The following is a 16563-nucleotide window of genomic DNA, read 5'->3' as shown; positions in this document are numbered from 1 at the left end:
CCCCGCCCTGCCGCTGGGGCAAGGCTTGCACCGTCGCCGATAGAGGCAATACATAGACTGTGGGCGGGATTTCCCGGAAAATCCGCGACGGCATGGAGGACGCTTCCCTGGAAGCGGACGCCGAGATCGAAGGTGACAGGGAGAGACAGGTGGCAAAAGCAGCCAAGACGACAGCCCCGGTGAACGCAAAGGCCAAGGGCGCCGCCGCAAGCGATGCGCCCAAGACTGCCAAGGCCGCAGCCGCACCGAAGGCGAAGACGACCGCAAAATCAGCCCCAAAGCCGGCCGCTGCCAAGCCCGCGGCGGCAAAAGCCGGAAAAGCGGCCGCGAAGTCGCCCGCCGCGAAGACGGCGCCAGCGACGGGCAACGCGAAGCCTGCCTCGAAGAGCCTGCCAAAGGCGATCACCGAGCTCACCGTCGGCCTGCCGGAAAAGCCGTGGCTGAAAAGCTATCCCAAGAACATGCCGGCCGAGATCGGCGCCCTGCCCTACAAGTCCATCGGCGAGTTCCTCGTCGGCGCCTGCAAGCAATTCGCCGGGCGGCCGGCTTTCATATGCATGGGCAAGTCGATCACCTATGCCGAGGTCGAACGGCTGTCGGCCGCGTTCGGCGCCTATCTGCAGGCGAGAGGCCTGGAGAAGGGCGCGCGCGTGGCGCTGATGATGCCGAACGTGCTGCCATATCCGGTGGCGATGATGGGCATACTGCGCGCCGGCTACACCGTAGTGAACGTGAACCCGCTCTACACGCCGCGCGAGCTGGAACACCAGCTGAAGGATTCCGGCGCGCAGGCGATCGTCATCCTCGAGAACTTCGCCGGCACGCTGCAGGCGGTGATCGCCAGGACGCCGGTGAAGCATGTCATCGTCGCCGCCATGGGCGACATGCTGGGCGGACTCAAGGGCGCCATCGTCAACCTCGTGGTGCGACGGGTTAAGAAGATGGTTCCGGCATGGTCGCTGCCTGGCCATGTCAAATTCAACGCCGTGCTCAAGACCGGAGCGAGCATCGCCTTCAAGCCGCCCACGGTCTCCGGCGACGACATCGCCTTCCTGCAATATACGGGCGGCACCACCGGCGTCTCGAAGGGTGCGGTGCTGCTGCATCGCAACGTGCTTTCGAACGTCGCGCAGAATTCGCTGTGGGTAGAGGACGCCTATACGGTCAAGCCGAAGCCGGCGCATCTCAACTTCATCTGCGCGCTGCCGCTCTATCACATCTTCGCGCTGACGGTGAACGCGCTGATGGGCATGCAGCAGGGCGCGCAGAATGTGCTGATCCCCAATCCGCGCGACATCCGGGGCTTCGTCAAGGAACTGGCGAAATACCCGATGCACATCTTCCCCGGCCTCAACACGCTGTTCAACGCGCTGCTCAACAATGAGGAGTTCCGCAAGCTGGACTTCAAGCCGCTGATCCTGACGCTGGGCGGCGGCATGGCGGTGCAGAAGGGCGTGGCGGAGCGCTGGAAGGCGCTGACCGGCTGTCCGGTGAGCGAAGGCTATGGGCTCTCTGAAACCTCGCCGGTGGCGACCGCCAACAAGTTCAGCTCGGCCGATTTCACCGGCACGATCGGCCTGCCGCTGCCTTCGACCGAGATCGCCATTCGGGACGACGACGGCAACAACGTGCCGCTCGGCGAAGTGGGCGAGATCTGCATCCGCGGCCCGCAGGTTATGGCCGGCTACTGGAACCGGCCCGACGAGACCGCCAAGGCAATGACCAAGGACGGCTTCTTCAAATCCGGCGACATGGGCTTCATGGACGAGCGCGGCTACACCAAGATCGTCGACCGCAAGAAGGACATGATCCTGGTCTCCGGCTTCAACGTTTATCCCAACGAACTGGAAGAGGTGGTGGCGCATCACCCCGGCGTGCTCGAAGTGGCGGCCATCGGCGTGCCGGACGAGCATTCCGGCGAGGTGCCTAAATTGTTCGTGGTGAAGAAGGATCCGGCGCTCACCGTCGAGACGTTGATGGCCTATTGCCGCGAGAACCTGACCGGCTACAAGCGGCCGAGATTCATCGAGTTCCGCACCGAGCTGCCGAAAACGCCGGTCGGCAAGATCCTGCGGCGCGCGCTGCGGGACCAGGTTTGAGCGATTATTCCGCCGGCAAGGCACGGGAGCGAGGCAAGCGGCTCGATCCGGCGGAATTCATCAAGGCGAACATGCGGCTGGCGCCGGTGCCGTCAGTGCCGGAGGTGCTGCTCTATCAGGCGCATCCCGGCAGCGGACTGCGGCGGCTGCTCGAACCGGAAGACGAGAGCGACGAGATCGCGGCCGAGCCACAGCCGCCTTACTGGGCCTATGCCTGGGCCGGCGGCACCGTGCTGGCGCGCTATATCCTCGACCGTCCGTCGATCGTAGCCGGCAAACGCGTGCTCGACCTCGGCGCCGGCTCGGGGTTGGTCGGAATTGCCGCGGCAAAAGCCGGAGCGCGCGCGGTGATCGCGGCGGAGATCGACTGCAACGGCATCGTGGCGCTCCGCCTCAATGCGCAAGCCAACGGCGTCGCCATCGAGATACACGACAAGGACCTCACCGACGGCCCCCCGCCGGTGGTCGACCTGGTGCTCGCCGGCGACGTCTTCTACGCGCAGGATGTCGGGCAGCGGATGATGCCGTTCCTCGACCGCTGCCTAGCCGCCGGCATCGATGTGCTGGTCGGCGATCCCGGCCGCGCCTGGCTGCCCAGGCCACGGCTTTGCCTGCTCGGCGAATATCACGTGCCGGATGTCGGCGGAAACGGCGGCAGCGAACCCAGGCCCAGCGCGGTGTTCGCCTTTGTCCGATAAAAGGGTGGCTGAGGAGCCCAGCAATCGCCCCTCGCCTCACCTCGGGCGCCACCGGTCATACAGCACTTTCTTATTCATGGTTCCGAAAGCAAAGCTCGGAACAGGGACCAGCTAAACCCGTTTTACCAGTTCTAACGGATAGAACGAAGAGACGGAGCAGTCATGGAAATCCACGACACAAATCACCGTCGATCAAAGATCGGCGGCCACACGATATTTCTGCGGGAAGCAGGGCCGCCCGATGCTCCCGTTCTTCTTTTGCCGCATGGCTACCCATGCTCGTCTTACCAGTTCAGACGCCTGATGCCGGGCCTGGCCGACCGCTGGCGGACAGTAGCCTTCGACTGGCCTGGATTCGGCTACAGCGACACACCGGACCCCGCCGAGTTCGACTATGATTTCAATGCCTATGCCGGCGTTCTCGCTGACGTTGCCGATGCGCTGCATTTGGAGCGTTATGCGCTCTGGCTCCACGATTACGGTTCTCAGATCGGCCTCCGTCACGCGATAGCGCATCCCGACAGGATCGCGGGCCTGGTCATCCAGAACGGTGACATCTACGAGGACGTGCTCGGGCCGAAATACGACACGATCAAAGCCTGGTGGGTGGACAAATCGGCAGAGAGGCACCGTCCACTCGAGGAGGCGGTCAGCGAGGAGGGATTCCGCAAGGAGTTCATCGGCGAGATATCTCAGGACGTCGCCAGCCGCGTCCCTCCGGATCTGTGGAAGCTGCATTGGCCGCTGATGAACACACCGATCCGGAAGGCGGTGTCGGTCCGGCTGATGGAAAAGCTCGAGCAGAACATCGAATGGTTCCCGCGATACCAATCCTATCTGCGAGAGCACCGTCCGCCGACACTCATCGTCTGGGGACCGCAGGACGGCTACATGCCCGAGCAGTCGGCGCTCGCCTATCGTCGCGATCTCCCGGATGCGGAACTCCATATCCTCGACGATGCCGGCCATTGGCTGTTGGAAACACATTTCGAGGAAGCCCTGCGGCTGGTGCGCGACTTCCTCTCGCGAACGTTGCCGTAGGCACGGCTCTCTGCGAAACCCGGAACCCAAGGAGACGAACATGGCGACGAAACCAACCATCGCACGCATCTGGCGCGGCCGCACCCGTCGCGATGTCGCGAACAGCTACGAAACCTATTTGAAGGCAGAGGGCATTCCTTCGCTTCGGCAGACTGCGCTCGGCGTCCAGCTCTTTCGCGAGGACCGGGAAGAGGAGACCTGGTTCACGACCATCTCCTACTGGCCCGACATCGAAGCGATGACCGCATTCACCAAGGGCGACCCGATCAAAGTCCATCATCTGGACCGCGACGCCGAGTTTCTGATCGAACTGCCCGAGCGCATCGAGATCCATCGCATCCTCGTCGACGATCAGAATCTGCGCTGACGTTGCCGTCATGAGCAACCTCGCCCTGTTCGGGCTCATGGCGCTGATCTGGGGGCTGACCTGGGCGGCAGTCAAGATCGGCCTGGAGGCCGGCGTTCCCCCGATCCTTCTGGCGGGGCTGCGCTATCTGCTGACCGCGGGAATCCTGGCATTTTGGACACAGGGAGCCTTATCGGCCTTCGCGGAAGGCCGGTCGATGCGAGTCATCATATCGGCCCTGCTGACGAATGCCGGAACCTACGGACTGCTGTTCTGGGGCATGCAAACGGTCCCGTCCGGCCTATCCGGCTTGGTCAATCTCGCGCTGGTTCCGGTGCTTCTGTTTGGCTTGGCAGTCCTGCTCAGAGAAGAGCGGCCCACTTGGCGGCACGGCCTGGCGCTGGCGCTCGGCTGCACAGGTCTCCTTGGCCTCTTCTGGACGCGTCTTGTCGAGCAGGAATCCGGAAACGGATTGGGCCTTGCCGCTATCGTGGCCGGCACGGCGTGCTACTGCGCGGGGAGCGTCATTGCGCGGCCGCTGATCGGCCCGATCAAGCCCCTGACGCTCACCGCGATCCACGCCGTTCTCGGCGGCGCGGCGCTGATCGTCGTCTCGTTCCTTCTGGGCGAGGTTTCGGCGACGCTGCCAGGAAAAATCGACGTCGCTCCGGCTGCGGCAAGCCTGTTGTTCCTCTCCCTCCTCGGAACCATCGTAGCCTACACGATCTATCTGCGTCTGCTTGAACAATGGGGCACCGCCCGCGCCGGGCTCTATGCCTTCATCTCGCCCATCATTGCACTGGCCGTAGGCGTTTGGCTGTTCGGCGAAGAGGTCGGAGCGGCCGAGATTGGCGGCGCCGCACTGTTGTTGGTAGCCGCAGGATTGGCGTTGTTTGGGCGCGACCGCCCCAATGCAGCGAGGAAATGAAAGCCGTCGCCAATGTCATTTCCCCATCGTATCGCCGGCAATCTGGCTCTTGACCTCGCCAACACCATCAGTCGGCGCGGCACCGACCGGGAAATCGACCATCTTGCGACGGCGGCGGACATCCTGGCGTGGTCAAGGCAAACGGGCCTGATCGACGATGATTTCGCCCTTCCTTCGGCCGACCACAAAGCTTTGGTCAAAGACGTTCTCGCCCTTCGCCGCGCCGTAAACGACGCCGGCGCGGCAATAGCTCACGGCGACGAACCTCCCGCTGCCGCGCTCGATACCATCCGAAAATACGCGGCCGAAGCGCTCAGAACCGCCGCGCTCGCTGGATCGCCGGTGTCGTTGCATTTCCGAGGCGCCAATCGCATCATCGGGGCAATCGCGTGGTCGGCTCTCGACCTGCTTCGCGGCGACGAACTATCGCGTCTCAAACAATGCCCGCCGCACGACTGCCGCTGGCTTTTCATAGATCGCACGAAGAACGGTTCGCGACGGTGGTGCGAGATGAACAGCTGCGGCAATCGGGCCAAGAAGCAGTCGCATCGGAGAATGGCTGATTGAGGCGTCTTCCTGGGACGGCGCCTGGTCTAACCCGCCGGCACGTTCACCCGCGCAGTCAGAAAATCCGGCAGGTCGGCGACCGAGTCCAGAACGACGTCCGCCATCGGCGCCAGCGAGTCGCGCGTGCCGGTGCCGGAGAGCACCCCCACCGCCAGGCCGCAGCCGCCGGCGCGGGCCATTTCGAGATCGTGTCGGTTGTCGCCGACCATGGCGATCTCGCCGGGCCTCAACCCGGTCAGGTCGCAGAAAGCGACGACCGTGTCGGGCGCCGGCTTGGAGTTGGCAACGGCGTCATAGCCGAAGGCGGCATCGAAGAGCTGCGCGATGCCCAGCGTAGCCAGCGTCTTTTCGGCGCCGCTGGTCGAATCGTTGGTGGCGACGCCCATGCGATAGGATCGTTTGTGCAAGGCCCGCAACGAGTCGACGACGCCCGGCAGCGCGACCGCCATAGCCGAACCTTGCGCCGAGGTGATCTCGTTGAAGCGGGAAACGGCGTGCATCTGGTCCTCCTCGGACAGGCGCGGAAACCAGAGCTCGACGACGTCCATGTTCGAGCCGGAGGCGAAGATCGAATCCGGCTTGAAGCGTTTCGTGACGAAGTCGAAGCCGGCGGCGGCGAGCAACCGATCCGCCTTCCAGCGATCGCCCTCGGCGGCATCCATCGCCATGAAGTCGGCGACGCCGAGCCAGGTTGCGTTGAAGTCGACAAGCGTGCCGTCCTTGTCGAACAATATTCCCTTGATATCCGCCAATCCCGTTTACTCCGCGCCGCGCAATTGGTGGATATGTCCCACCAGCCCGGCAGTCGAGGCGTCGCGTTTTGCGGCAGTCTCCTTGCCTTCCACGACAGGCAGCAGGCCTGTCGCCAGTTCCTTGCCGAGCTCGACGCCCCATTGGTCGAAGGAATTGATATTGAACAGCGTGCCTTCGACGAAGACGCGGTGCTCGTAAAGCGCGATGAGCCGGCCGAGCGTGCGCGGGTCGAGCTTTCTGTAGAGAATGGTCAGCGAGGGGCGATCGCCCGAGAAGACGCGGTGCGGCGCGATGCGGTCGACGTCGGCCGGCTTCATGCCCTTGGCCAGCGTCTGGGCGCGCGCCTCTTCCAGCGTGCGCCCCTTCATGAGGGCCTCCGACTGCGCCAGGCAGTTGGCGAGCAAAAGATCATGCTGGTGTTTCAATTCGGGCTCGTGACCGACGGCGGCGGCGAGGAATTCGACCGGGATAAAGTCGGTGCCCTGATGCAGGAGCTGGAAGAAGGCATGCTGGCCGTTGGTGCCGGGCTCGCCCCAGACCAGCGGGCCGGTCGGCGTGGCGACCGCAGTGCCGTCCAGCGTGACGCTCTTGCCGTTCGATTCCATGTCGAGCTGCTGCAGATAGGCCGGCAGGCGCGACAGGCGCTGGTCGTAAGGGATGACGGCGCGGGCCGGATATTTGCAGACGACGCGATGCCACCAGCCGATCAGCCCCAGAAGCACCGGAAGGTTCTTTTGCATCGGCGCCGAGCGGAAATGCTCGTCCATCTCATGCGCGCCGTCGAGGAAGGCGCGGAAATTGCGGGGGCCGACGGAAATCATCACCGGCAGGCCGATGGCGCTCCAGACGGAATAGCGGCCGCCGACCCAGTCCCAGAAGCCGAAGACACGGTCCTGCTCGATGCCGAACTTCGCCACCAGGTCGAGGGCGGTCGAGACGGCGGCGAAATGCTTGCCGACCGCTTCCTTGCCCAACGCCTTCTGAACCCAATCGCGCGCCGTCTGCGCATTCGTCATCGTCTCGACCGTGGTGAAGGTCTTGGAGGCGATGATGAACAAAGTCGTCTCGGCAGACAGACCCTTTAGCGTGTCATGGATATGGGCGCCGTCGACATTGGAGACGTAATGCGCGCGCGGTCCGTCATGATAGGGCGCGAGCGCCAGCGTCACCATCGCCGGGCCGAGATCGGAGCCGCCGATGCCGATATTGACGATGTCGGTGATCTTCTTGCCGGTGGCGCCGGCCGCCTTGCCGGAGCGGATGGCGTCGGCGAAGGCGCCCATGGCGTCGAGCACGGCGATCACATCGGCCTTCGTGTCCTGGCCGTCGACGATCACGCTCTTGCCGGTCAGGTTGCGCAGCGCGGTGTGCAGCACGGCGCGGTTCTCGGTGATGTTGATCTTCTTGCCCTCGAACATGGCGGCGCGGCGCCCCGCGAGATCGGCGGCGGCGGCGAGCTTTTCCAGCATCGTCATCGTATTTGCGTCGACCGCGCATTTCGACCAGTCGAGCAGAAGGTCGCCATCGGTGACGGAGAATGCCTCGAAGCGCTTGGGATCGGCGGCGAAGGCCTCGCGCATTGTGCCCCTGGCCGCCGCACGCTGCTCACGCAGAGCGGTGACCTGCTTGTCGAAGGCTGACTGATCCACTGGCGGGCTCCTGGCGGGTTTTTAGACCATTTTAACAGGCCGGATGTTTCCGGCGCGTGTCGGCGCGTCATTCTATCGAGCCGATTTCCATTTCGTTCAAGCGCGGCTTTGCCGCACCGCATTCACGCTTTGATGAGAGGCGGTGTTGGATGGTGAGGTGCGGGGCTTTCGCGGCGGGGCGCTGGGCGGAGGGCGACGATGCTGTCGCATCGCGCCTTGGGACAGTGCCGCGACGATGCTGCGCATCGCGCTTGGATGCTGCGCATCGCGCCTGACGTGCGGCGACGACGCTTCGCGTCGCGCTTGATAGATCACTGGCATAAATCCCAGCGATCAGAAAAATTGATTGGCGCAACCCCTTATGCCACCCATACACTCCACTGGTCCAGCCAAGTGAAAACAGCTGGCCGTCCGAGGAAGATTTCCCATGCCACAGCGCAATGACACGGCCATATGGTCCGGCCTGTTCCGGATTTCGGCTGAATCCGGCCAAACCCTCCAGGCGCAGATCCGCCAGGCGATCGTCGCGGCCATTCTCGACCGACAGATCGCCGCCTCGATGCCGTTGCCGTCGTGCCGAATTCTTGCGGAAAAACTCGGGGTTGCCCGCGGCACGGTGGTGCTTGCCTTCCAGCAACTGGTCGACCAGGGCTTCCTGGTGGCGCGCGAGCGACGCGGCCATTTCGTTAATCCGGACGTGCTGGCCACTCCCGCCAAGCCGCACCAGAAGGCGCCCGACCAGCAGAATGAGATCGACTGGAAGGCGCGCCGGCAGATCGCCGCGAGCGACATGCCGCCGCCGGCCAAGCACGACAACTGGATCAAGTCCTCCTATCCGTTCGTCTACGGCCAGTTCGATCCGGCGTTGTTTCCGACCGCCGAATGGCGCGAGTGCAACCGCATGGCGCTGGCGGTGCTCGAGATCCGCAACTGGGCGTCCGACATGGTGGATCGCGACGACCCGCTGCTGATCGAACAGATCCAGGCCAGGCTTCTGCCGCGGCGCGGTATCTTCGCCAATCCGGACGAGATCATCGTGACCCTGGGCGCGCAGAACGCGCTTTACATGCTTGCGTCGCTGCTAATGACCAAGGGCTCGAAGGTGGCCATGGAAGACCCGGGCTATCCCGACGCCCGCTCGATCTTCCGGCTGGCCGGCGCCGATATCCAGCCGGTTCCGGTCGACCAGTCGGGCATCGTGACCTCGGCGATCCCCAGCGATTCCGGCTTCGTCTTCGTCACGCCCAGCCACCACTGCCCGACCATGGTGCCGTTGGCGGCGGAGCGGCGGCAGGATCTCCTGGCACGCGCCAACCGCAACAACCAGATTATCATCGAGGACGGCTATGACAGCCAGTTGCTCGATGAGGCGCCGCAGCAGGCGCTGAAGAGCCTCGATCGTTCCGGCCGCGTGATCTATGTCGGCTCGATGTCGAAGACGCTGGCTCCGGGTCTCAGGCTTGGCTACATCGTGGCCTCGGCCGGGCTGATCGCCGAGCTTCGCGCACTGCGCCGCTTCATGCTCAGGCACCCGCCGGCGAACAACCAGCGCGCCGTTGCGCTGTTCCTGTCGCTCGGCCATCACGAGGCGCTGGTGCGCAGGCTTTCCACCGCCTTCGACGAACGGCGCAAGCGTCTGGTCCATGCGATTTCCGCTTTCCTGCCAGAGTGGCGTTCGACCGACTCGGCGGGCGGCACATCGCTGTGGCTGGAAGGGCCGCGCGGCACTGATTCACGCGGCCTTGCGGAAGCGGCCGCTTCGCGCAGCGTCATCATCGAACCCGGCGACCGGTTCTTCGATCGCAGCGAAAAGCCCTCTCGTTTCATGCGCTTGGGCATCTCCTCGATCTCGCTGCAGCATATCGAGCCGGGCATCCGCGAACTCGCTACCGCCGCCGGACGCAGGCCCGCCGCCGCCTGATCGCCACAGACCTCCTGAAAAAGAGCCGGCACCGCGCCGGCTCTTTTTGTTTGGGCGCATGTTTGCCGCTTTAGCACTCTGGCATATTCGACGGCATTGCTTGGCCCATAGGCTGTGCCAATGCCGGCGGCATAGTCGGAGCCAGAAGGGGACGAGGCAGCCGATGGTGGACCAACCGCCGCGTGCGCCGCGCAGAAAAAGACAAAAGGTGGAGTGCTTCCATGTCAGTGGCTCTCGAGAAGCAGGAATCGTCGTCGGACCAGCGTTCGCGGCGTTCCGGCGGGCGCGAAGCGCGCCGCGCGATGCGGGCAGCGCCCTTGGCCGACGACATCCGTCCGGTGCGGCCGGGGCTTGAAGGCGGCAGCTATGGCCCATTGAGCCAGAACGACCGCGAGCGCATCCACGAAGCGGTGCTGACGCTGCTGGAAACGGTCGGCTTCGCCAATGCCATCCCGTCCTGCATCGAGGCGCTGACCCGGGTCGGCGCCACCCATGGCGATGACGGCCGCGTTCGGCTGCCGCGCGCCTTGGTGCTGGACACGATCAAAAAGGCGGCGCGCAACTTCACCCTCCATGGCCAGGATCCGAAGCACGACATGCTGATCCAGGGCAAACGCGTGCATTACGGCACGGCGGGCGCGGCGGTGCATCTGGTCGATGTCGAGAAGCGCGAATATCGCGAATCGCTGCTGCAGGACCTCTACGACGCCGCCCGTCTCGTCGATGGGTTGGACAACATCCACTTCTTCCAGCGCACCATGGTGCCGCGCGACATTCCCGACCCGCTCGATATGGATTTCAACACGCTCTATGCCTGCGTGATGGGGACGTCCAAGCATGTCGGCACCTCGTTCACCGTGCGCGAGAACGTCAAGCCAGCGCTGGAAATGCTTTATGCAATCGCCGGCGGGGAGGAGAATTTCCGGGCGCGGCCGTTCGTGTCGAACTCGAACTGCTTCGTCGTGCCGCCGATGAAGTTCGCCGAGGACGCCTGCGGCGTGTTGGAGGCCTGCGTCGAAGGCGGCATTCCGATCCTGCTTCTGTCGGCCGGCCAGGCCGGCGCCACCGCACCTGCCGCCATTGCCGGCGCCGTCGTGCAAGCGGTCGCGGAAGTGCTGATGGGCCTGGTCTATGTCAATGCCGTCAAGCCTGGGCATCCGGCGATCTTCGGCACTTGGCCGTTCGTCTCCGATCTTAGGACCGGCGCCATGTCGGGCGGCTCGGCGGAGCAAGCAGTGCTGACCGCGGCCTGCGCCCAGATGGCGCAATATTACGACCTGCCCGGCGGCTCGGCCGCCGGCATGTCGGACTCGAAGCTGCCTGACATCCAGGCCGGCTATGAGAAGGGCATCACCAATGTCATGGCGGGCTTGTCCGGCCTGAACCTGGTCTATGAATCGGCCGGCATGCATGCCTCGCTGCTCGGCTTCTGCCTCGAAAGCCTGATCATCGACAACGACATGCTCGGACATTGCCTGCGCTGCGTGCGCGGCATCGAGGTGACCGACGACGCGCTGTCGATCGACACCATCGCCGATGTCTGCCTCAAGGGCCCCGGCCATTATCTCGGCAACGATCAGACGCTGAAGCTGATGCAGACCGAGTATTTCTATCCCGCCGTCGGCGACCGTTTCTCGCCCAAGGAATGGAACGAGAAGGGCCGGCCCGACATCCTGTCGCGGGCGATCGCGGAGAAGAAACGCGTGCTTGCCGAGCGCTTCCCGCGCCACGTCTCGCGCCTGCTCGACGACAAATTGCGCGCCCGCTTCGGCGAGATGATCAAGCTGCCGCGCAGCAAGATGGGCGGCTAGGACCGCTACTCCGCGCTCAGCGCATAGCGCTCGACGACCTCGGCGTTGATCAGCTTGGCATGCAGCGTCATCAGCACGATCTGCGCGTCGAAACTGTCGCCGGCCTCCAGCGCCGCCTCGATGCGGCGCTCGACCTGCAATGTCGGCTCGCGGCCGTTGGCCTGCTCGAACACATGGCGTCCGGCGACGCAATAGCCGCAGAGCTGCGCCACGGATGCATAGGCGTCCGCCGGCGGCTCATCGGGCCAGCGGTCGTTCATCAGGTTGACGATGGTGAGTTTCACGCCCTCTGGTACCAGCGCCGGATGCAAGTCGGCCGCACGCAACGCGTCGTCGAGCTGGCGCAGATCGCCGGAGCGGCCGAACATGCCGAGAAAGCCGAGGGAAGAGCGCCGTTTCGCCACGATGATCTGTCGCTTCCTGAGCTGCCGAGGTCGAGCTTATCTGTGGGTTCCTTGGAGATGAAACAAGGGCAACAGAAAAGGGCGGCTCGCCGTCGGCAAGCCGCCCCTTTTGATCGGCCGAATGTATAGGCTTAGTGATTGTCGCGCGGCACGCCGCTGGTATGGGCGACGTCCTGGTATTTCACCGCCGGTTTCAGCACCATGCCGGCCGAGAACTGGTCGACCATGCCGCGCTGGATCTCCTGCCAAGGCGTCTGGTGCTGGGGATAGTGATAGCCGCCATTGGCCTGCAGCGCGGCGCGCCGCTTGGCGATCTCCTCGTCGCTGACGAGGATATTGGCCGTGGCCTTTTTCAGGTCGATGCGGACGCGGTCGCCGCTCTTGAGCAGCGCCAGCCCGCCGCCGATCGCGGCTTCAGGCGAGGCATTGAGGATCGACGGGGAGCCCGACGTGCCGGACTGGCGGCCGTCACCGATGCAGGCAAGGGCGTGGATGCCCTTCTTGATGAGGTAGGCCGGCGGCTGCATGTTGACCACCTCGGCGCCGCCCGGATAGCCGACCGGACCGGCGCCGCGCATGAACAGGATCGTGTGCTCGTCGATGCCCTGCGCCGGATCGTCGATGCGGGCGTGGTAATCCTCCGGCCCGTCGAAGACCATGGCGTTGCCCTCGAAGGCCTCCGGGTCGTTCGGGTTGGAGAGGTAGCGCTCACGGAATTCGGGCGAGATGCCGCTGGTCTTCATGATGGCGGAATCGAACAGGTTGCCCTTGAGGTTGATGAAGCCGGCATTGGCCTTGAGCGGCTTGTCGGCGCTGCGGATGACGTCGTGATTCTCGTTGACGGCATCCCGGCAATTGTCGCCCATCGACCTGCCGTTGGCGGTGATGGCATCGGGATGCGGCAGCAGGCCGCCCTTCATCAGTTCGGCGACGACTGCCGGCACGCCGCCGGCATGGTGATAGTCCTCGCCGAGATACTCGCCCGTCGGCTGCAGGTTGACCAGCAGCGGGATGTCGAGGCCGATCTTCTGCCAGTCGTCATTGTCGAGCGGCACGCCGAGATGGCGGGCGATGGCGTTGAGGTGGATCGGCGCGTTGGTCGAGCCGCCGATGGCCGAGTTGACGACGATAGCGTTCTCGAACGCCTCGCGGGTCATGATGTCGGACGGCTTCAGGTCCTCATGCACCATCTCGACGATGCGCTTGCCCGTCTCGTAGGAAATCTGGCCGCGCTCGCGATATGGGGCCGGGATGGCGGCCGAGCCCGGCAGTTGCATGCCGAGTGCCTCGGCAAGCGAGTTCATGGTGGTAGCGGTGCCCATGGTGTTGCAATAACCGGTCGACGGCGCCGAGGAGGCGACGATGTCCATGAACTCGTCATAGTCGATCTCGCCGGCCGACAGCCGCTGGCGCGATTCCCAGACGATAGTGCCCGAACCGGTGCGCTTGCCCTTGTGCCAGCCATTCAGCATCGGGCCGACCGAAAGCGCGATCGCCGGGATGTTGACGGTCGCCGCCGCCATCAGCAAGGCAGGCGTCGTCTTGTCGCAGCCGATGGTCAGCACGACGCCGTCGAGCGGATAGCCGTAGAGCACTTCGACCAGGCTGAGATAGGCAAGGTTGCGGTCGAGCGCGGCCGTGGGGCGCTTGCCGGTCTCCTGGATCGGATGGCAGGGGAACTCGAAGGGGATGCCGCCCATCGAGACGATGCCCTCGCGCACGCGCTTGGCAAGCTCGAGGTGATGCCGGTTGCAGGGCGAAAGGTCGGAACCGGTCTGCGCGATGCCGATCAGCGGCTTGCCCGACATCAGCTCGGCGCGCGTCAGGCCATAATTGAGGTAGCGTTCGAGATAGAGCGCCGTCATACCCGGATTGTCGGGATTGTCGAACCACTCCTGCGAGCGAAATTTCTTTTTCTTGGTGGGGGCGCCTGCCATGGTGGTCTCCGTATTTGTATGACAAATCGATAGGACAATGCGTCCATACAGGCAAGAGGCAGGCGCAGCCGGAACCCGGACTTTGGTGCGATAGACTTGTTTCGGGGCGCGCGCTACGACCAACCGGCATCAGCAATGCGGGAGGTCTTGATGGCTTTGGTGATCGAAGGCGAGGAGCGGATCGCCGCACCCATCGCGAAAGTGTGGGAAGCCCTTAACGACCCGGAGATCCTGAGGGTGGCGATTCCCGGCTGCCAGAGCCTCGAGAAGAATTCGGACACCGCCATGGCTGCGACCGTGGTGCTCAAGATCGGCCCCATCAAGGCGACCTTCAACGGCGAAGTCACGCTGAAAAACCTCAAGCCACCGCATTCCTACACCATCCAGGGCGAAGGCAAGGGCGGCGTTGCCGGCTTCGCCAAGGGCGGCGCCGACGTGACGCTGACCGCCGACGGGGCGGACTCGACAGTGCTCAAATACGCCGCCAAGGCCGAGGTCGGCGGCAAGATCGCGCAACTCGGCAGCCGGCTGATCCAATCGACATCGAAGAAATTGGCAGGGCAGTTCTTCTCGACGTTCGGCGAGAAGGTCGGCGCCTGACCCTCAAAGGAAGGGGCGTTATTCGAACACGATGCTCGGCACGGCGGCTTCAGCGGCGCCGCGCTCTTCCTGGACCCGTTCCCAGACCTTGCTGGCGATAACGCGGTAGATCTTTGCCTCGGCGCCCTCCGGCTTGGAGGCGACGACCGGGGCGCCGGCGTCCGAGCTTTCGCGGATGCCCATCTCCAGCGGCACCTCGCCGAGGAAGGTGACGCCGAGGCGCTCGGCCTCGCGGCGCGCGCCGCCATGGCCGAAAATGTCGTAGCGCTTGCCGGTGTCGGGAGCGAGGAAGTAGCTCATATTCTCGACGATGCCGAGCAGCGGCACGTCGACCTTCTTGAACATGTTGAGGCCTTTGCGGGCGTCGATAAGCGCCAGATCCTGCGGCGTCGAGACGATGACGGCGCCGGCGAGCGGCACCTGCTGGGCCATGGTGAGCTGGGCATCGCCGGTGCCGGGCGGCATGTCGACCACCAACACGTCGAGCGGACCCCATTCGACCTCGCGCAGCATTTGCGTCAGCGCCGACATCACCATCGGGCCGCGCCAGATCATCGGCGTCTCCTCATCGACGAGGAAGCCCATCGACATCACCTTGAGACCGTAATTCTGCATCGGCTTCAGCACCTTGCCGTCGACGGTCTGCGGCCGGCCGTGGATGTTGAGCAGCCTGGGCATGGACGGGCCGTAGATATCGGCATCGAGCACGCCGACCTTCAGCCCGTTGGCGACAAGGCCGAGCGCCAGGTTGACGGCGGTGGTCGACTTGCCGACGCCGCCCTTGCCGGAGGCGACGGCGATGATGGCGTCGATGCCGGGCACGCCGCGCCTGCCATGGCTCTGCGAGGCGGGCGCGTGCGGCGCGGGGCGCTGCGGCGCCGGCTGCGGAGTCGGCCGCTGCGGTGTAGCCTGCGAAGGTTGACGCGGCGGAACCGGCGCTTCCATGCCGCCGCCCTTCTTCTCCGCCGTCAGCGCGACGACCGCGCTGGCGACGCCGGGGATAGCCTTCACCGCGCGCTCGGCGGCGGCGCGCAGCGGTTCCAGCTCCTGGGCCCGGGCGGCGGGAACGGTGATCGAGAAGAAGACCTTGGAATCGGCGATGAAAATCTCGGAGACCATGCCGAGATCGACGATGTTGCCGGTGAAGTCCGGCCCGTTCACCGTCTTCAGGCGCTCGATGACGGATTCCTTGGTAACGGTCATGATCTTTCCTCGGCGTTTGGCGTTCCAGATAGTGCAGTTTGCCGGCGGAACCAAGCCGTGGCGCAACGGCTCGCCTGGCGTGCCCCGGAAAGCGACGGATGGTGTCGGATTTGGCCACGGCCGCGGCGCAGGTTCGGGCCCGGTCATAGCCAAACGGTGCGCCCGCGCTATCTCCATCGCCATCACGACAACCGGGGAAGGAAGACGGTCATGCTTGAAAACAGCAATGTGACAGCCAATCTCGCGGTGAAGGACATCGCCAAGGCAAGGGCGTTCTACGAGGGCACGCTGGGCCTCAGCCAAGTGGACGACATGGATGGCGAGCTGATCGTCTACAAAAGCGGTGACACGCTCCTCAATGTCTATCGCTCGCAATTCGCCGACACCAACAAGGCGACAGCCGCAACCCGGGCGGTAGGCGACCGCATCGAGCCGATCGTCAAATCGCTGCGGTCGAAGGGCATCACCTTCGAGCACTATGATATGCCCGGCCTGTCGCTCGAAGGCGACATCCATGTCGGCTCGGGCATGAAGGTGGCCTGGTTCAAGGATCCCGACGGCAACATCCTGAACCTGGTGGGCAAATAGCGCCCACTCTCAGGCGGA

15 protein-coding genes are annotated in these 16563 nt (G+C 64.5%); 10 read left to right on the top strand and 5 right to left on the bottom strand.

The annotated features are described in order from the left end of the window. Positions 1 to 149 precede the first annotated feature (149 nt). The 6 genes from LB525_RS14935 (at position 150) to LB525_RS14910 (ending at position 5679) form a co-directional block, all read left to right on the top strand. Positions 150 to 2099, top strand: coding sequence for a long-chain fatty acid--CoA ligase (locus LB525_RS14935; RefSeq protein ID WP_224545240.1), 1950 nt, complete (start codon positions 150 to 152; stop codon positions 2097 to 2099). After that, the gene (locus tag LB525_RS14930) at positions 2096 to 2797 is read left to right on the top strand and encodes a class I SAM-dependent methyltransferase (protein ID WP_224545170.1); all 702 of its coding nucleotides are present in this window, start codon (positions 2096 to 2098) and stop codon (positions 2795 to 2797) included. The genes LB525_RS14935 and LB525_RS14930 overlap by 4 nt, the downstream gene beginning before the upstream one ends. Positions 2798 to 2959: 162 nt before the next feature. Then, a complete protein-coding gene (locus LB525_RS14925) occupies positions 2960 to 3838 on the top strand; it encodes an alpha/beta fold hydrolase (RefSeq protein ID WP_224545169.1) in 879 nt (292 codons plus the stop codon). A gap of 40 nt (positions 3839 to 3878) precedes the next feature. Beyond that, positions 3879 to 4205 (top strand): hypothetical protein, encoded by a 327-nt coding sequence (locus LB525_RS14920; RefSeq protein ID WP_224545168.1) that lies wholly within the window; start codon positions 3879 to 3881, stop codon positions 4203 to 4205. A 10-nt stretch (positions 4206 to 4215) separates the two neighbouring features. After that, positions 4216 to 5112, top strand: a complete 897-nt coding sequence (locus LB525_RS14915; protein ID WP_224545167.1) for a DMT family transporter — start codon at positions 4216 to 4218, stop codon at positions 5110 to 5112. 12 nt (positions 5113 to 5124) lie between these two features. Then, on the top strand, positions 5125 to 5679 hold the full coding sequence (locus LB525_RS14910) for a CGNR zinc finger domain-containing protein (protein WP_224545166.1): 555 nt from the start codon (positions 5125 to 5127) through the stop codon (positions 5677 to 5679). Positions 5680 to 5705: 26 nt separating this feature from the next. Here the strand turns inward: LB525_RS14910 and LB525_RS14905 are convergent, their stop codons facing one another. Both LB525_RS14905 and pgi read right to left on the bottom strand, forming a co-directional pair. After that, a complete protein-coding gene (locus LB525_RS14905) occupies positions 5706 to 6431 on the bottom strand; it encodes an HAD family hydrolase (RefSeq protein WP_095766047.1) in 726 nt (241 codons plus the stop codon). Positions 6432 to 6437: 6 nt separating this feature from the next. Further along, positions 6438 to 8081: a glucose-6-phosphate isomerase gene (pgi, locus tag LB525_RS14900; RefSeq protein ID WP_224545165.1), complete on the bottom strand. Its 1644-nt coding sequence runs from the start codon at positions 8079 to 8081 to the stop codon at positions 6438 to 6440. 427 nt (positions 8082 to 8508) lie between these two features. On the opposite strand from pgi, the gene LB525_RS14895 reads away from it, so the two are divergent. Both LB525_RS14895 and LB525_RS14890 read left to right on the top strand, forming a co-directional pair. Further along, positions 8509 to 10002, top strand: a complete 1494-nt coding sequence (locus tag LB525_RS14895) for a PLP-dependent aminotransferase family protein (RefSeq protein ID WP_224545164.1) — start codon at positions 8509 to 8511, stop codon at positions 10000 to 10002. Positions 10003 to 10223: 221 nt separating this feature from the next. After that, positions 10224 to 11813, top strand: coding sequence for a trimethylamine methyltransferase family protein (locus tag LB525_RS14890; RefSeq protein ID WP_140843876.1), 1590 nt, complete (start codon positions 10224 to 10226; stop codon positions 11811 to 11813). A gap of 5 nt (positions 11814 to 11818) precedes the next feature. On the opposite strand, the gene LB525_RS14885 is transcribed toward LB525_RS14890, so the two are convergent. Both LB525_RS14885 and LB525_RS14880 read right to left on the bottom strand, forming a co-directional pair. Then, entirely contained in the window at positions 11819 to 12217 is a 399-nt protein-coding gene (locus tag LB525_RS14885; protein WP_224545163.1) for a hypothetical protein, read from the bottom strand. 131 nt (positions 12218 to 12348) lie between these two features. Beyond that, a complete protein-coding gene (locus tag LB525_RS14880; protein ID WP_224545162.1) occupies positions 12349 to 14154 on the bottom strand; it encodes an IlvD/Edd family dehydratase in 1806 nt (601 codons plus the stop codon). A 150-nt stretch (positions 14155 to 14304) separates the two neighbouring features. Between LB525_RS14880 and LB525_RS14875 the strand changes: the two genes are divergently transcribed. Further along, on the top strand, positions 14305 to 14754 hold the full coding sequence (locus tag LB525_RS14875) for an SRPBCC family protein (RefSeq protein ID WP_224545161.1): 450 nt from the start codon (positions 14305 to 14307) through the stop codon (positions 14752 to 14754). Between the two features lie 18 nt (positions 14755 to 14772). Here the strand turns inward: LB525_RS14875 and LB525_RS14870 are convergent, their stop codons facing one another. Then, positions 14773 to 15957 carry an Mrp/NBP35 family ATP-binding protein gene (locus LB525_RS14870; RefSeq protein WP_224545160.1) on the bottom strand — a complete coding sequence of 395 codons (1185 nt, stop codon included), beginning with the start codon at positions 15955 to 15957 and terminating at the stop codon, positions 14773 to 14775. Positions 15958 to 16167: 210 nt separating this feature from the next. Between LB525_RS14870 and LB525_RS14865 the strand changes: the two genes are divergently transcribed. Further along, positions 16168 to 16545: a VOC family protein gene (locus LB525_RS14865; RefSeq protein WP_224545159.1), complete on the top strand. Its 378-nt coding sequence runs from the start codon at positions 16168 to 16170 to the stop codon at positions 16543 to 16545. Positions 16546 to 16563 lie beyond the last annotated feature (18 nt).

The sequence above is a fragment of the Mesorhizobium sp. CA16 genome (assembly GCF_020165175.1).
Lineage (GTDB): Bacteria > Pseudomonadota > Alphaproteobacteria > Rhizobiales > Rhizobiaceae > Mesorhizobium.
The sequence above is the reverse complement of the archived record's forward strand: the minus strand, read 5'-3'. Positions and strand labels throughout refer to the sequence as shown.